The sequence below is a fragment of the Sphingobacterium sp. genome, from assembly GCF_032065005.1.
Classification (GTDB): Bacteria; Bacteroidota; Bacteroidia; order Sphingobacteriales; family Sphingobacteriaceae; genus Sphingobacterium.
This window is the reverse complement of record NZ_DAMBMM010000005.1, coordinates 93,592-110,571: the sequence shown is the minus strand read 5'-3', so window position 1 is coordinate 110,571 and position 16,980 is coordinate 93,592. Positions and strand designations below refer to the sequence as shown.

11 protein-coding genes are annotated in these 16,980 nt (G+C 39.7%); 2 read left to right on the top strand and 9 right to left on the bottom strand.

Translation table 11 applies throughout. The features are described from left to right. Positions 1 to 81 precede the first annotated feature (81 nt). Positions 82 to 1,572: a sulfatase gene (locus tag RT138_RS10005; RefSeq protein ID WP_313190560.1), complete on the bottom strand. Its 1,491-nt coding sequence runs from the start codon at positions 1,570 to 1,572 to the stop codon at positions 82 to 84. A gap of 188 nt (positions 1,573 to 1,760) precedes the next feature. On the opposite strand from RT138_RS10005, the gene RT138_RS10000 reads away from it, so the two are divergent. Next, positions 1,761 to 2,606, top strand: a complete 846-nt coding sequence (locus RT138_RS10000; RefSeq protein WP_313190559.1) for a hypothetical protein — start codon at positions 1,761 to 1,763, stop codon at positions 2,604 to 2,606. 9 nt (positions 2,607 to 2,615) lie between these two features. Further along, entirely contained in the window at positions 2,616 to 3,533 is a 918-nt protein-coding gene (locus RT138_RS09995; RefSeq protein ID WP_313190558.1) for a hypothetical protein, read from the top strand. A gap of 73 nt (positions 3,534 to 3,606) precedes the next feature. On the opposite strand, the gene RT138_RS09990 is transcribed toward RT138_RS09995, so the two are convergent. From RT138_RS09990 to RT138_RS09955, 8 genes are all read right to left on the bottom strand, one after another. Further along, the gene (locus RT138_RS09990) at positions 3,607 to 4,527 is read right to left on the bottom strand and encodes a glycoside hydrolase family 43 protein (protein ID WP_313190557.1); all 921 of its coding nucleotides are present in this window, start codon (positions 4,525 to 4,527) and stop codon (positions 3,607 to 3,609) included. Between the two features lie 595 nt (positions 4,528 to 5,122). After that, positions 5,123 to 5,461, bottom strand: a complete 339-nt coding sequence (locus tag RT138_RS09985) for a zf-TFIIB domain-containing protein (protein WP_313190556.1) — start codon at positions 5,459 to 5,461, stop codon at positions 5,123 to 5,125. A 188-nt stretch (positions 5,462 to 5,649) separates the two neighbouring features. Further along, a complete protein-coding gene (locus RT138_RS09980) occupies positions 5,650 to 7,260 on the bottom strand; it encodes a RagB/SusD family nutrient uptake outer membrane protein (RefSeq protein ID WP_313190555.1) in 1,611 nt (536 codons plus the stop codon). 49 nt (positions 7,261 to 7,309) lie between these two features. After that, the gene (locus RT138_RS09975; RefSeq protein WP_313190554.1) at positions 7,310 to 10,258 is read right to left on the bottom strand and encodes a SusC/RagA family TonB-linked outer membrane protein; all 2,949 of its coding nucleotides are present in this window, start codon (positions 10,256 to 10,258) and stop codon (positions 7,310 to 7,312) included. Between the two features lie 295 nt (positions 10,259 to 10,553). After that, complete coding sequence (locus RT138_RS09970) at positions 10,554 to 11,498, bottom strand: ornithine cyclodeaminase family protein (RefSeq protein ID WP_313190553.1); 945 nt, start codon at positions 11,496 to 11,498, stop codon at positions 10,554 to 10,556. Positions 11,499 to 11,534: 36 nt separating this feature from the next. Further along, a complete protein-coding gene (locus RT138_RS09965) occupies positions 11,535 to 13,769 on the bottom strand; it encodes a S9 family peptidase (RefSeq protein WP_313190552.1) in 2,235 nt (744 codons plus the stop codon). Then, positions 13,766 to 15,181 (bottom strand): APC family permease, encoded by a 1,416-nt coding sequence (locus RT138_RS09960; protein ID WP_313190551.1) that lies wholly within the window; start codon positions 15,179 to 15,181, stop codon positions 13,766 to 13,768. Before RT138_RS09960 ends, RT138_RS09965 begins: the two co-directional genes overlap by 4 nt. Before the next feature lie 16 nt (positions 15,182 to 15,197). Next, complete coding sequence (locus RT138_RS09955; protein WP_313190550.1) at positions 15,198 to 16,964, bottom strand: DUF885 family protein; 1,767 nt, start codon at positions 16,962 to 16,964, stop codon at positions 15,198 to 15,200. Positions 16,965 to 16,980 lie beyond the last annotated feature (16 nt).

Genomic DNA, 16,980 nt, shown 5'->3' with positions numbered 1-16,980 from the left:
CTACTGCCCTAAAAGGGCAGAATTATTTTATGTTATACAAAAACGGAGTCCGATAATTCGTACTCCGTTTTTGCTTCACCATTACCCCTTCTTTTTCGGCATAGGGGCCTTATTTTTTTCTAGGGTAGCCTTTAGCTCTGCTTTCAATTTTTCAGCGATTTCAGCCATTCCATTTTGCTGGATAATATTATGTTGTTCGCCTAGGTCCTGCTCAAGATCAAACAATTCAATACTATCACTCCTTAAAGACCAAACCAGCTTATATTTTCCTTTTCGGATTGCCGAACGATAATTGAACCCATCACCGTCTGATTTTGTCCATTTATTAGGGATATGGAAAATCAAGGCACGGTCAACTCTGCTTGTTTCAGGATTTTTTAGAAGCGCTAGATTACTAATACCATCAACTTGCTGTACGGTCTGAACTTTCTTAAGCTGAGCCATCTCTAAAACAGTTGAAAAGATATCCTCTACTATTACCGGAACTCCTGTACGCTTATTTTTTGCATCCTTATTTAAGCCTTTTATGATTAATGGAACCCGTATTCCGCCTTCGTAAATTGAACCTTTGCCTGATCGCAATGGCTTGTTATGGGTATGTGCAATTCCATCTCGAGGAGGAACAGTGCTTAAACCGCCATTATCTGAGATAAAGATAATGTAGGTATTATCCTTGATTTTACGTTGTTCTAAAAAGTCCAACACATCTCCTAGGCTTTTGTCCATGCTCTCAATCATGGAGGCATATTTAGCTTCATTCTGAGATAATCCTTGATCTAGATATTTCTGAAAAAAACGGTGGTCTTCCATTAAGGGATCATGCAGGGCATAGTGACAGAGGTTAAGAAAAAAGGGTGTTTTATGCTGGATTGGATAATCCAAACTCTTTAGAGCTTCACGAGTTAGGGCTTCTGTCAGGTTGATATCTTCGCCAAAATACTCTTGCAAGTTCTCTATTCCATGGTAATCCTTGCCGGTGCGTCCAAAGTTTTCTTCCCCCCAGTAACTGGCAGGTCTACCGGTAGAGGTTCCTGCAATATTGACCGTAAAACCTAGGGAATATGGATTAGACCCTGGAGTTCCTGCCGAACCCCAATGTGCCTTTCCCGCTTGGATAGTGAAATAACCGTTTTCTTTTAAGATCTGTGGCAGCGCATCTGCATAGACCGTGTGGGATATATTAGGAACCGGGCTCATTCCATTATGGTTCCATTCAGGCTCTTCCAGTTGTTCATCTTGGTTGCCTGTTGGTTTATCCTTAAAAGGAGACGTCCAATTGGTGACGTGATGTCGACTGGCATTCATTCCGGTAATCAGACTAACTCTAGTTGGTGTGCAGACAGGCGTACTGTAAGCATCGGTGAATGCTAGCCCTTCCTTGGCTAGCCGTTCCATATTTGGCGTATGATAACTTTTATTAAATTCGGTTGCCTGATCGGCAAAGGGATATGATGTATCCTGCCAACCCATATCATCGACCATAAAGATGATAATATTAGGTTTTTTCTGTGCATGAACGAAACTAAACACAATTAATGATAATAGTATGGTCAGTGTCTTTTTACTAAACATGTTTTCGGTAGATCGATTATTTAATTCTTATTAAATTTAGATTAAGGAGAAGATAAGGATTATTAAAAGATTTTTCCCAAAATAATATGCAATTGACCTCCATTATGCATCATTAATATATGAAAGCAATAACCTTTATTATCTTAAATTTCCTGACCTGTGTATGCTTTTCGCAAAGCCGATCTTTTATGGAAAACCTGGAGCATGAATTAAATCCAATTGTCCATGAAGTTCTTGAAAAAGATAGGAAGCATAGGCTGATCTTTAGGCTGGACAGTTTAAATGAAGTTCAATTCTACCAAAATTATGATAGAAATTTAGTAGACAGCCAACAGGTAAACTTAATAATGCAATCCAAAAAAGATTCATTAGCCATAAACAAATTATATGAATTATATTTCTTTAGGGATTCTATCAGTGATACTACATTTTCAAATTATGAGATTAATGAAGCCGGTACCTTTGGAGGTTATTATGATATTCCAGCCAGCTATCCTGGTGGAATCAATGCCTTTCTAAAAGTTTTGCATACGGAGATATCGGCTAATTTGGATAAAGATCGAATTGATTATTACGATTGGAACAAAGCTATTTCTTTCATGGTTGACAAAAATGGCAAGTTGAAATTTATAGAGGATAATAATCTTATTGACCTTGTTGATAGTACTAAAATCAAGAAATGGCAACCTGCTATTAAATACGGGCGTCCTGTTCCACAATATTTCACAACTGAACCGATAAATAAAGTGAAGTTCCTTTTTGAGAATCAATATAGAATTGAGCTTTATGGTTATGATATTTTATACCCTTCCTTTAAAGGTTATCCCATAATAATAAGTGATGCTTTGATTAAAGAAGGAAATTATCAAACTATTATATCCTTTGTAAGTGCAAGGGGTTTGTTTGAACCTCACATCATAAAAGGAACGACAAAAAATACCACAGAACTCATAAATTTCATAAAATCCGAAACCAGTGTACATGATATTATTCATTATCCCTTTCCTGGTCGTGTCTATGTTTATTACAAATAATAAAGTTTTATGATGAAGCATATTTTAATGATTGCCTTCATTCTTAGCATGAGCCAGGTTTTTTCGCAGGATCGGAAATCAGGTGGAAGACTACAAGCGGAGTTTGAAAAATTGATATCAAAGGGCTTAAAGCCTGACAGAACTGCATATATTGTAATCCATACGGATTCTAATAAATCATACGAAGTTTCTGTTTCACAAAATATTCAGGCTTATAAATTGGGGATTAAAACAAGTATTGATTCTATAAAACCTGAACTTGAAAAAAACTATCGATACTCCTATCATTTTTTAAAGGATTCAATTAGAGATAAGGTTTATGCAAAATATAGTTCTGAACAAATAAATGAGTGGACACGTTATGAGGTTCCAGCCAGTTACCCAAGTGGAATTAATGACTTTAGAAAAATAATTTTTGCTATGATGGAGGAAAATATTGATAGCAGCAAATTAGACCAGTACGACTGGGGGCAAAAAATCCAGTTCAAGATAAAATCATCGGGAGAAATGATTTTTATGAACAAGAATAATCTTGCCGATTTGATAGACCTTAAAAAATTAAGAAAATGGCATCCCACTATGGAATCGGGTTATCTTGTAAGTGAATATTTTGAAACAGACACATTATATAAAGAAGATTTCTTAAACGCAAAAACCTTTGATTTTGATGTGAACAGAATCGATTACTTTTCCATTGACCCCCAGAATCAAGAGGTCAAGGCAAGCAAGGAAAAACCTAGTTTGTCTGAACAGAAAATTGTTCTTTCCTACATTTTCTTATACGATGAATTTTTGGATCCCATCATACTAAAAGGAGAAGCTAAGGCAAGTCAAGAATTAATAGATTTTTTGGCGTTGAAAGATTATAATTTTGATTATAAGCTTTATAGTGAATACCCAGTTACCGTTTATATTTACCAAGAATAAAGATTTTCAATAGGCTGAAAGCATACTTATCTGCCTTTAATAAGATTTTCTATATCCTAATTGATATGATCCTCTATTTCAGCTTAGGGCGCAGGATTTTTCCCTTAATCTGCATTACCGGTACCTTATCTTTGCTAAAATCAACGGTTGCAATGTACATTGCCCGTGGATGAATCTTTTCTTTGGAATGATGGGCATGGAACACAATCCGCAATTTCCCTTCTTTATCCCGAAACATCGCACTATGCCCTACCCCTACTAAGTCTTCAGGCATCTGGAAGATGGGATTTTTATCATACTTAGTCCACGGTCCTTCGGCGGATTTGGCAGTTGCAAAGCCGATTCCGTAATGTTGACTTTCGTAACTATTGGCAGAATAGGTCATGTAATAAAGTCCTTTATGTTGAATTACAAATGATCCTTCGTTTACCCTTGGCCATACAGTCTCCCAATCTTGGGAAACATGGATACAGGGTTTCATGCTAGTGGTATCAATGGTTATGAGGTCATCTTGGAGTTTGGCGACCCAAATGTTCAGGCCATCGTTGAAACGGTCGAAATATAAATATGGTTTTCCATCGGAATCGATAAAAAGAGAATTGTCAATTGCTTTTTCATTTGGCAGCATGGGAGCCTTCTTCTCTTGGATAAAAGGGCCTAAAGGAGAATCGGCACTTGCGACACAGATATGTTCATTCGCAGAATAATACATGAAAAATTTCTTCTTTTCCTTGATATAGTACACCTCTGGCGCCCAAAACCACTTGCCTCCCCAGGAGTCAGCAGATTTAAGGGCAAGATCAGGCTCTAAAGACCATTCCATTAAATCATTAGAGGTATAGACTTGGATCCCATCAGCTGCATTGGTTCCGTAAGCATAATATTTCCCTTTATGTAGCATGATAAAAGGGTCCCCTAATGGAACTAGCTTTTCTTGGGCCTGGGAAGAAATAGCAATCAATAGAATAAATACAAGGATGAAGATTCTTTTCATTTTGGTAGGTATAGGTTTATTGCAGGGTTTAAGTTACAAAATAAAATCTATTGAAAATTGCAGGATTTTATAAAGATTATTTTATCGGCAATCATCTACAAAAACAAAAACAGGTATCTATAATCGGTAATTATTGTAAAATAGATGTGGTAATACGGGAAACCGTAATGGATGGATCGAATTAATATATACATTCGCTCCATCACACTAACATCATGGAAACCACAGACTTTAACGTTTGGCTAAACCAAAATGTTAAGTTATCTAACATTAACCAGGTTTGGACCTTGTATCATGCTGTAAGAACTGAAAGTAATGAGTTTTATTCCTTTTCCATCATAAGGGATGAGGAGCGATTATTGGTGAAGTGCTCGAAGAGCCAAAATACCCTGATAATTGAAAATGACGAATTAAAAAACAGATTCTTACATACGCTGGAGTATCCTTTTTTGTATCAGGGGGGAATTGATACTGCTAAGGAACTAAGCAGAGATTTAGCCTAATTATAGGCTAACAGGGTATTCTTTATAAGAAAAGGCAGCCGTTGATGTCTATCAAAACGACTGCCTTAAAGATCTTTTATTTCCTTTCAGCCTTAATCAAAATCAAAAAAGTCAGATAAAAAGGATTTCTTCTTGCGAGGATATTTTTGGTTTTGTCCTCTATAGTCCCGATGGTCTCTTTGATCGCGATCATACCGATCGTCTCGATGGTCTCGATACTCTTCACGGTAATCTTGCTGGTAGGAGTTTTGACGATCATAGCCTTGGGTCTGTCTAGGATCTGGAGCCTGTGTTTGAGATGAGGCATATTCCATGAGCTTATCTAATTCGCCTTTATCCAACCATACACCCCGGCAGCTGGGACAATAATCTATCTCGACCTGATGGCGCTCTGTCATCAATAATATTTCATTACAATTTGGACATTTCATAGTTCTTCTTTTTCGATGATGCCATAAAATAGAAAATTAGGTTGGCTTAGAAGGTCAAAAGACCTCTTTTTTGACATTTTTTAACAGGTATTTTAATAAATAAAGGGAATAGGATAAGCGGATGACCAGAATAAATAAAAAACCCATCTCAAATGAATGAGATGGGCAGAACTAATATTTAACATTAACTAATAACCAGGATTTTGTTTAAGATTTGGATTTTTGGTGATTTCCGCATTAGGAATGGGAAATAAGGTTCTGGATTGCGCATTGGTATGAGGTTTATGGTTAAACCATGATTTAGACTGAAATACGCCAAAGCGGATAATATCTTGTCTCCGTCTAGCTTCAGCGGCGAATTCCCAGCCTAGTTCATCTAGGAATCTTCCGTACTTCACATCAGCACCTCCATTGGCTCCAGTAACCGTATTGTTCTTTTCCTGCCAGCCGTAATTGTAATTACTACCCAACATTAATTGGGCTCCTGTGACCTGTGCTTTGGCTGGATTTTCCTTGAAGGACCTCGCACGAACTTGGCTCACCAAAACAGCTGCTTCATTGGCTTTATTTGTTCTTAATAATGCTTCTGCCTTCATCATCAATACATCCGCATAGCGAAACATGGGGTAATCATTATCCAGATTGTTGGTAGCCCCTTGCTTGATCGCATATTTTCCAATCCTATAGCCTGCATTTGAAGCAGCCACGGTTCCATCGCCTCCAATGCCAGGAACTTGTTTTACATAGTTGATGACCTCAGCGCCCGTGCTGACATTTAATTGAGGTCCCTGAATCCAAGTATCCAATAGCCTAGTATCATCCTTGTCATAGGAATCAATAAACTGCGGAACTGCGCAGTTCCCGCCCCATGGTCCTGCAGCCATGCCATAAACTAGCCTACTCAGTGGATCTAGGGTTTTCATGTGGATTTGATTTCCAAATCCATAGACTTCATCATATGGAACGGAAAATATTATTTCAGGGGAATTTTGATTGGTAGGAGAAAATACATTCTTGTAATCATCATCTAGCCTGTATTGGTTGCTCGCAATAATATCATTGGTCTCTTTGATGACCTTTTCCCATTGCGCTACTCCGATATATACCTCTGCATTTAAATAGATCTTGGCCAGTAAGGTCTTTGCAGCCCACACATTGATCCTGCCATACATCGAACTGACCTCTTCTGAAAGCATAGGAATGACCTCTTCCAGTTCCTTGATCACAAAATCATATAATTCCTTTCTCGTCTTTTGTTGAGGCAGGCTATCATCCCGATAATCAGTCACAATTGGCACATTTCCGTGATTGTCCAACAAAAGATAGTAGGCTAAAGCACGCGTAGCACGTAGCTCTGCAATGGCATCTTTTCCCGTTTCTTCTGGTAATGCCAACAGGCCATCCTCAATCTGCATGATCACCATATTTACTTTGGTAATGGTTGCGTAGGCTTGATTCCAAGTATTATAGGGTTGCCATTGTTCGGTGGTCCACATGTGTTGGTGCATCCTTCTATAGGTTCCGCCATCATCCCATCCGTTTGGTCGGACTGGGGTGATGATGTGGTCGGCACTTTCTTCCTGAAGGTCGAAATAACCCTGCCAACCAAACATCAAGGACCTGAATGAGCTATATGTTGGAGCAACAATAAAGGGCAGATCTCTTTCCTTGGGGTCCACGGTGCTTCCTAAAACCTCAGAGTACACTTCCTCATTCAAATCGGTACAGGCATTGAACATCAAGATCGAACCGAATAAGCCGCTGAGGAGCAATATGTTTTTTAATTTTAAATTCTTCATTTTGATTTAGTTTAATTGATACAAACTCTGAATGTGATTCATGGTATTATTAGAATTTAACATTCAATCCGATGGTGTAGGTCCGCGTAGTTGGATATCGGTCCCTGTGCTCAATTCCCGGTGCAAACTGAAATTCTCCTTCATAACTTGTTGACTCAGGGTCTAAACCTTTGTATTTGGTAAATGTGACCAAATTCAAGCCTGAAACATAGATCCGAAGGTTACTGATACCTTTGATCAATTGTGGTCTGAAGGTATAGCCCAAGGTTAGGTTATCGAGTTTGAAATAATCTGCATCCTCAATGTAGTGGGACACATACACTAAATCATTGTTCAATAACTTGCCATCGATTGGATCGTATGCGGTTTTCAAAACATTGTATGCTTTGTTGACCGGGTTTTCATAATACATTCTAGGCATATTCAGGATCTGATGTCCGAATGCACCTCTCCAGTTTATGGTTAGATCAATGATTTTGTATTGGAAATTGTTGTTCCATCCTAAATTGAAATCTGGGATTCCGTTTCCGTAGTATTGTCTATCTTCCACACTTGCATCCTGGATTGGAATGATCTCTCCATTTTGGGATTCCACCAACCATTTTCCATCGTCATCTAAGCCTACAGTTTTCCATACATAAAAATCACCGATGCTCCGCCCTACTTCTACGCGATGGGTAAAGGTTTGAATGGGTTCGCCAGTATAGCCAGCATCAAAAAACTCTTGGGTTACTCCGAATCTGTCATTGGAAAGGTTGATCAATTTATTTTTATTGGTCGAGAAAACGACTCCCGTTTTCCATTTTACTCCTCCTTCTTTGTTGAACACATCAGCATTTACCAAAGCTTCGAAGCCACTGTTGCTCATTTCGCCAGCATTGATAAACATGGTCGAAGTCAAATACGGAGGTACAGGTACCTCAAACCAATACAAGAGGTCTTTGACCCTTCTGTTATAGTAATCTAAGGAACCATAAATTCTGTTGTTCGCTAAACTGTAGTCTAAGCCGACATTGAATTCATTTTTTCTTTCCCATCTCAGATCAGGGTTGAAGTTACGGGCAGGCACGAATCCTGGAACCCATTTCCCATTGATATAGGCCCCTTGATCGAAGGTATAGTTATAGCTGATCTGGGAATTGTATGGTGAACCTGCGATGGTTCCTGTCACCCCATAACCAGCTCTCAGTTTAAGTTGGTTAATAGCAGGTTGATTTAGCAAGAAATCTTCTTTTGCGATATCCCAACCTATGGAAACTGCTGGAAAATTACCCCATTTGTTGTTTTCTCCAAATGTGCTGGACCCTTCTCTCCTCAAACTCAACATAGCCATGTATTTCTCTTTATAGTTATAGGTCAACCTTCCAAAAAAGCCAACTAAAGTTGATTCTTGTTTATAGCTATTCATGGTCGCCAAACCTTCTTTTAATGCCATACCAGATTCCAAGGAATTATAGCTGTATTGATCGGTTGGGAAATTATAATTATAGGCACTGAAGTTTTCGAAGGTATTTCGTTGCCAACTGTATCCACCCAGAACTGCGAAGTGATGGTCTCCGAAAGATTTGTTGAAATTCCCGGTCAATTCCATTAGATTTTCCACACCTGCTTGGGTAAATCTGTTAGCAGTACCATTCAGGTTGTTTTTAGTGGTATTAACATGATTAAATGATGTTGACGTGCCGGTTAAATCATTATCCTGGACCCTAGAGAACATAGCTTTGAAGCTCAAGGATTCAATAGGCCGGTAATCCAAGGATCCATTCATTCTGGTTTCCCTGAATATGCGATCGTTCACCGTTTCGTTGATCATCCCCAATGGATTGTCGTACATATAGGCGTTGTTCTCCTGCCACTTCCCTTCGTCATTGTAAATTCTATCTGTTGGGTTTCTTATCAATGCTTGCCTCCACATATAATCGGAGCTTCCACCCTGCAACGCCTTGATGCTGTTGCTGATAATCTGGATTCTGCTCCTTAGTTTTCCGTCAAACATTTCATGGTTTAAATCGGCTCTGGCATTCAAGCGCTGTTGACCACTTTTCAATAAAACCCCATTCCAATCACGGAAATTTACGGTTCCTGTGAAATTGGTTCTAGCATTGCCACCAAATAAGGAAAGGTTGTGATTGTGGGAGAAAGGGTTTTGAGTTACTTCATCTACCCAATTGGTACTGTGGCCCAAATCAGTGTAGTTTTGTCCTTCTCCGATTAACCTTCTATAATCATCGGCATTCATCAGTTCAGGAACCCTAAATAAGGTTTGAAGAGATGCATAATTGTTATATTCGATTGTTGTTCTTCCATCGGTAGAACGGTTTTGTTTCGTCGTAATAAAAATAACACCTCCCGTAGCTCGCGTACCATAAATAGCCGCCGCAGATCCATCTTTCATGACATCCACCGACTCAATATCTTCTGGAGCAACCGAATTAAAGTCGCCTGGTACCCCGTCAATAATAACAAGAGGATTTACCGCCCCTTGGATGGAGTTTAGACCTCTTAAGTTGATTTGGGTAGAGCCGTTAGGATCACCGCTCGGCGTCGTAATTCTCAAACCCGCAACTTTACCTTGAATCAATTGACCTGCATCCTTAACGGCACCTTGGTTAAAGCTTTCGGATTTGACACTGGCCACCGACCCGGTCGTCTCCCCTTTTCTTTGGGTACCATATCCTACAACGACAATCTGTTCAAGGTTTTCCTCAGATTCAATCAACACGACTCTCAAAGTGGTTTGATTAGTCAAGGTGACTTGCTGTGTGGCAAATCCTAAGGAATTAATGGTTAACTCCGTTCCTGGAACATATTCGAAAGAAAATGAGCCATTTTCATCTGTCATGAACTTTTGGTTAGAGTTGCTTAGAGAAATTGTCACTCCCGATAATTTCTCCCCTGTCGTATTGACTACTTCCCCGTTTAACTGGATTTTATTTTGAGCAAATAAAACCTGTATACAGGAAAATAGGATGACGAGCATAATATTTGGTTTCTTCATAATGGTTAAATGTTATTAAGACAATTATTCCGAAGATAACAAGGAATGCTCTTCCACATGAGGCATATTTTAGCAAGTATTTATCAATTTTTAACCCTAATTAGAATTATTAACAATAAATCAACATTAACCTACCAATCAGTCAATTAGATAATCAACATATCCTTGAACAAATGAAATAATCTAATCAAAAAAGAAATAAATGGGGAAACCTAGATAGCATGCTAAACAAAAAGGTCGCTAAAAGTTTAGCGACCTTTGAGGCTTTATTTGTGATTTATTTTATGTGCAATATTTATTCAGCAACAGCTTCATAAACCATTAATGCTGCAGCCAAATCTTCAATGGCTAACCCAGCAGATTTAAACAGGGTGATTTCATCATCATCCTTTCTTGCTGATTTATTGGCTTTACATAGTTCAACCAGGTCAGCTTTCACCTGATGAGGATCCAAGACCCCGGAAGCAATTGGAATGGCCAATTCTCCGGTTTCATGGAGAGCACCCTCTCTGGAATCCACATAAACAGAACTTTTCCGGATCACCTCATCGTCAGCTTCTCTGGTCTTCGGGGTATGGGAGCCAATTAAATCCAGATGAACGCCAGGTTTTAACCATGCTCCTTTGATAATAGGTTCCTTTGAAAGCGTTGCACTGGAGATAACGTCAGCCTTTTGTATAGCTTCTTGGAGATTGTTTGCCAAGCTCACATTGGTAAATCCTTGTTCATTTAGACTATTTACCAAAGCCTGAGCTTTAGCCGAATTTCTAGCCCAAACTTCTATTTGCTTGTAATTCCTTACAGCCGAATGGGCTTGGGCCAAATGAGCGGCGACACTTCCACTTCCGATAATCAGTAAGTTTTCAGCTTCTTCCCTAGCGAGGTATTTAGCTGCCAAGGCTGAGGCACAGGCCGTGCGTACGGAGGTTAGTTTGGTTGCATTCATCTGCGCCAATGGCACACCAGTTTCCGCATTGAACAAGGTATACAAGGCGTGGATGGCAGGTAAATTTTGTTCGGCATTTTTGGGTGCTACAATTACCTGTTTGCAACCAAGGTACTTGTCGGTCCATGCTGGCATTAGGATCAATGCATTCTCTGCGGACTCGGGGGTACTGTAAAAATGATGATGTCGAACTGGCATTGTAAAATTGGAAATAAAGGTCTTGTACAATGCATTCAACATCCTATCATAATTCAGTACTTGATCTATTGTTTCATTATCAATTGTTCTCATCATTTTTTATTTATTTATTTTATGAACGATTTTTGCTTATCAATACATGTTCCAAGCAGGTGGGTCTACACCCAATAGATTCTTCACGAAGAAATCTCTTCTTTTCTTCTCGCCATAATCACCTCCGGAGGAATGCCCCATACCCGGTACCATTATCAATTCATGTTCCTTTCCATTTTTGATCAATTGATTTACCAGTTGATAGGTTGAGGCCGGATCTACGTTATCATCCAATTCGCCTACTATTAGCATCAATTTACCTTCCAAGCGATGGGCATTTTCAATATTCGAACATTCAGCATACTGCGGACCGATTGGCCAGCCCATCCATTGTTCATTCCACCAGATCTTGTCCATACGGTTATCATGACAGCCGCAGGAAGAAACCGCAACCTTATAGAATTCAGGATGGAACAAAACAGCGCCTGTTGAGGACTGTCCACCAGCTGAGGTGCCATAGATGCCCACTTTATCAATATCCATATACGGATACTTCTGCGCTGCAGCTTTCATCCAAGCAATCCGATCTGGAAAACCAGCATCCTTCAGATTTTTCCAAGCTACATCATGGAAGGCTTTAGAACGGTTTGAAGTTCCCATTCCATCAATCTGAACCACAATAAAGCCTAACTCCGCCAATTCATACATGCCAGACAAGCCAGGGGTAAAAGATTTTGGAACAAAAGAGCTATGTGGACCAGCGTAGATGTATTCTATCACGGGATATTTTTTATTAGGATCAAAATTATTCGGTCTGATAATAATCCCCCAGATATCTGTTTCCCCATTTCTACCTACTGATGAAAACACCTCGGGTGCTTTCCATCCTGTTGCAGCCAGTTCCGACAGATCCGCCCCTTCTAGGTCTAATTCTACCTTTCCTGTCTTAGCATCTCTCAATACTGCTTTAGGAGCTTGGTCAACCAAGGAGTATATATCGATAAACTTAGAAAAGTCTTTATTAAAATAACCTTGATGATTGGCAACTTCTGGACTCAGTTCTTTCAATCTATTACCATCTAATCCAATACTGTAATATCGAACTAAATAAGGGTCTTCATTTTTATTCCTTCCACTGGCCTCAAAAATAATATTTCTATTCGCCTCATTAACATTGATCACTTTCCGCACCACCCAATCTCCTTTGGTGATTTGGTTCTTCACTTTGCCTGTCTTTGCATCAATTAAATACATATGGTTCCAGCCATCACGCTCGGAAGTCCATACTATTTCATTGGTCTTTTCCAGGTCTTTTCTGTATTTCTTGCCACTATAGTCAATAAAGGTTTTGCTAGTTTCTGAAATGATGGGTTTTGTTTGACCATTCACAGCATTCAGTTCCAATACGTCATAGCGTTGGTGTCCGCGTTGGTTGTATTCAAAGGTAATGGCATTGTTATCTGGTCTCCAACGTATGTTGTACAACGAAAACTGATTTTCAACTTGCTTAGGATCTACCTCCATAACCTGTGCTGATTCAACATTTACTATGACAGGGTAATATTGCGAAAGGGCATCCCCTGGCTTTGAATAATCTCTATACTGCAATTTTGGTTGCAATTGATCCGTAGGCGATGACTCCAACAAGGTTAATTGTCGAACCTCAGCTTTCCTGACTTTTGTGGTACTCAGCTTTTTCGAATCAGGGCACCAGTCGATTCTTGCAGAGTAATAGAGCCCTGGACTTCCATCGAAAGTCATTTGCTTTTCACTATTTAGATCTGTTTTCTTCCGGACATAGACATTGTTGTTTTTGATATAGGCCAGATAAACCTGATCTGGTGATTCAACGGGATCTCCTTTGCTATCGTCCCATTTTTGCCCCCAATATCCAGAACCTCGATCGGTGTCATCCAATTCCTTTTGAATAGAAAGTTTATTCTCTGCAACATTCCAACGCCACACTTTTTTCTTCTCGGTGAATTCGATCTCATTGTTGTTGATCGGTTTTAATCCCACAAAATAACTGTTGTTTAGTGGTACAGTTTCTGAAAGTACCTTGGACATCTGATCGGATACAGCCGCAAGATCAATGGTTTTTTTGCTCTTTGCCTGAGCATCAACCAAAACCAGGATGCTTTTGTTGTCCTTTTGTTTCAGTTTATAGACAAAAGTCCCTCCATCCTCAGACCAGGTAATCTGCTGAGGAATATTATAGATCTTTCCAAAATTATTTCGAACCTCCTTTGCCCTTTTATAATCATCCAAGGTTCCTTGTGCATAGCTGGAAACATGAAGGATAAACAGCAAAAAAGCAGTAATTCTCAATTTCATAGTGATGATTTTTTAGACTTTACAATAAAATAAATCGGTATGCCCAATAATGTAATAATTATTCCCGGCCAAGTAAACTGTGGTTTGTAAAAGACAAGTAACAATATGAAGGATACTCCCAATAGAATATAAATTGCTGGGATTATGGGATATCCCAAAGCTTTGTATGGTCTTGGTAAATCAGGTCTGTTTTTTCTAAGGATAAAAATCCCGATGATGCATAGTACATAGAAAATAACCACTACGCAGGTGATCATATCCAAGAGATCGCCATATTTTCCTGTCAAGCACCATAAACAAGCGATAATCCCTTGCAGCCAAAGGGCATAGCTAGGCACAGCGTGTTTGTTGAGCTCTTTTGTCTTTTTGAAGAACAAACCATCCTTTGCCATGGAATAATAGATCCTGGCACCGGCCATGATCAAGCCATTATTGCAACCAAACGTACTGACCATAATCATGATAGCAAGGACCGTGATACCGATCGGACCAAATATCTCTTGGGCAGCAACCATGGCTACCCTATCCTTAGGCGCACTTGCCATTTCCTCCATTTGAAGGACTCCAGTATACATTAAGTTGGTCAATAGGTAAATTACCGTGACGATAATGGTCCCTAATGCCAGGCTCAAACCTATATTCCTTTGCGGGTTTTTAATCTCGCCAGCAACGGCAGATGAAGAGTGCCAGGAGTCACTGCTGAACAATGCGCCAACCAAACCTGCTGAAATAGCTCCTAATCCTGCGAGAAAGGTATAGTCTGATTTAGTTCCCTCTACGGCCAATCGGCTCAGGTTCCAGGTATCGGCACTATTCCAATTGTGATTCCAGACTTCTAGATCAAAGGCTGCAAACCCAAACAAGACCGCCAAGACCAAACTCAATATCTTGATGAGGGTCAATGTCGTCTGCACGACTTTCCCGTTCTGTACGCCTAGGGTATTGATAAAGGTCAGTAAAAGTATGACACCAATAGCCAGCACCTGTGCGGATGATATATGATAGGTCCCGATTGTCAACAAATAGACATCCTCATCCAAACTGGGAAACAAATAGGCGGTAAATTTTGCAAATGCTACCCCAACCGCAGCAATGGTAGCTGTCTGGATCACGGCGAAAAAAGTCCACCCAAATGTAAAGCTGACCAAAGGCCCATAGGCTTCCTTTAGATAAACATATTGCCCACCAGCTTTTGGAAACATCGAGCTCAACTCCCCATAACTCAATGCTGCTGCCAAAGTCTTAAACCCAGATATCGCCCACACGATCATCAGCCATCCTGCAGAACCTGTATTCCTCGCGATATCTGATGAAACTATGAAAATACCGGATCCAATCATACTACCGGCCACCAACATGGTTGCATCCAATAGACCCAATGATTTCTTAAATTCCTGTTTGTTTTCTTCCATAATTTAGGTCACTGGTTTAGAATTTATAGAACTTCCAAGAAGATTGATGGTCAGGGTTCAGGTTTTGATTGGTCAAGATAGCCCTCAGCATCTCCATAGGCATATAGTTTTCTTTGATCACACGGTCATGAAATTCCTTATAGGTCATTTTACCTGAGCCTACCATTTCATCGCTGATGCTCAACAATTGCAATCCGCCAATCATATAGGCCAGTTGATATAAAGGATCGTAAGAGCCTTCAAAGGATCTTTTTACTTCGCCATGGGCATTTGCAGGCTCATGTCCTACTTGATTTACCAAATAATCTATGCACTGTTGCGGGGTCCATTCTCCGATATGGAATTTGATACTGAAGGTTATCCTTGCACAACGGTGCATCCTCCAGAATAGCATCCCAATCCGCTCTTCAGGTGTTTTCGGGAATCCCATTCTGTACAATAGCAATTCCCAATACAAGGTCCAGCCCTCCGTCCAAAAAGGGGTATTGAAGTTCTGTTCTCTATAGGGTTTATACCGGCGGTTCATAAAATACTGCAGATGATGTCCTGGGATCAATTCATGTTGAACGGTTCCTAAGGAGAAATGTGGATTATTTCCACGCATGCTCATCATTTTCTGGTCGTAAGTCATGGTATTGGTTGGATACGAGATACTGATCTCTCGACCGCCCGTGAAGAACGGATTGACCAATTGACGTTCTGGTGTCATCATGATCATTCCCCAAGTTTCATCCGCCAAAGGTGGAATATCGATCAATTGCTTTTCATTGATAAAGTTCATGGCTTTATCATACAGCTCATTGATCAATTCAGGTTGCTTTCCTTCAGGGACATAAGAGTTCTTTACTTTTTCCTGAGCTTTCTTCCAATCTTCGCCAAAGCCCATTTCCTTGGAAGCCTTCAAAAGTTCTGCAACACACCACTGCCATTCCTTATCAGCAATTTTCAGGAGCTCATCGGCATTGTAGGAAATCATTTCATCCTTCAGCATTTTATTTAACACCTCCTTGCCGACGCGCTTACCAGCGATGTTACTGCCATCATCAAAAGGCTTCAAATCTGATTTCGAGGCTATTAGTTCTTTATACTCCTTTAGCTTTTCCTGTAACCTATCATGGGATTTTGGAACCCACCAAGAGAACATGGGTTCATAGCCATTATAGAAGTCGAATGAGCTTTCCAATCTTAATTTCAGAGACTCTAAGATGCTTTCTAAATATTCAACATCTGCAGAAGAAATAGCCTTCATTCCTTCCAATTTCTTAAGTTCTTGATCAACCTGGGCCGAGGCTTTTTCAAAAGCGGTTGCTACCTCCTTTGCATCCACTGCTCCACCACGTCTTCTTTTCTTCTCAAATTCAAGGATACTATCTGCAAAAGGCAGGTAACCCTTCACTCGGTTATATGCGGTTTGATTGGATTTAAGGTTTTCAATATCCCTTTTGATTTTTCTGTTCAGTAAAATATAATCAACCTGGCCATTGGTATTGAGTTTTTTATAGTCAAACTGTTGCAGTTTCTTTTCGTACTCCTGATCTAGAAGAAGTAATCTGTCTATTTGTTCAAGAGAAGCTGCCGCACTCTGAAATCCCCAACCCTTCGGCATCGGTCCATAAAAATAATTGATGGCCTGCAGGTCGTTTCTGTATTGTATGATATAAGGTTCAATGGGAGTGGTATGATCGTACAAGCCACTTTCTTGAGCATATGTTGAAGCACTAGTCATAGCGATAATTCCAATTCCAATAAATGATTTAAGGTCGATGTTTTTCCGGTTTTTCATAATCATAATTTAGGTA

Excerpts from the sequence above, each read along its gene's own strand:
- RT138_RS09995 (WP_313190558.1), top strand. The coding sequence starts at position 2,616 with ATGATGAAGCATATTTTAATGATTGCCTTCATTCTTAGCATGAGCCAG.
- RT138_RS09970 (WP_313190553.1), bottom strand. The coding sequence starts at position 11,498 with ATGATGAGAACAATTGATAATGAAACAATAGATCAAGTACTGAATTAT.
- RT138_RS09985 (WP_313190556.1), bottom strand. The coding sequence starts at position 5,461 with ATGAAATGTCCAAATTGTAATGAAATATTATTGATGACAGAGCGCCAT.
- RT138_RS09965 (WP_313190552.1), bottom strand. The coding sequence starts at position 13,769 with ATGAAATTGAGAATTACTGCTTTTTTGCTGTTTATCCTTCATGTTTCC.
- RT138_RS10005 (WP_313190560.1), bottom strand. The coding sequence starts at position 1,572 with ATGTTTAGTAAAAAGACACTGACCATACTATTATCATTAATTGTGTTT.
- RT138_RS09990 (WP_313190557.1), bottom strand. The coding sequence starts at position 4,527 with ATGAAAAGAATCTTCATCCTTGTATTTATTCTATTGATTGCTATTTCT.
- RT138_RS09960 (WP_313190551.1), bottom strand. The coding sequence starts at position 15,181 with ATGGAAGAAAACAAACAGGAATTTAAGAAATCATTGGGTCTATTGGAT.
- RT138_RS09975 (WP_313190554.1), bottom strand. The coding sequence starts at position 10,258 with ATGAAGAAACCAAATATTATGCTCGTCATCCTATTTTCCTGTATACAG.
- RT138_RS09955 (WP_313190550.1), bottom strand. The coding sequence starts at position 16,964 with ATGAAAAACCGGAAAAACATCGACCTTAAATCATTTATTGGAATTGGA.
- RT138_RS10000 (WP_313190559.1), top strand. The coding sequence starts at position 1,761 with ATGGAAAACCTGGAGCATGAATTAAATCCAATTGTCCATGAAGTTCTT.
- RT138_RS09980 (WP_313190555.1), bottom strand. The coding sequence starts at position 7,260 with ATGAAGAATTTAAAATTAAAAAACATATTGCTCCTCAGCGGCTTATTC.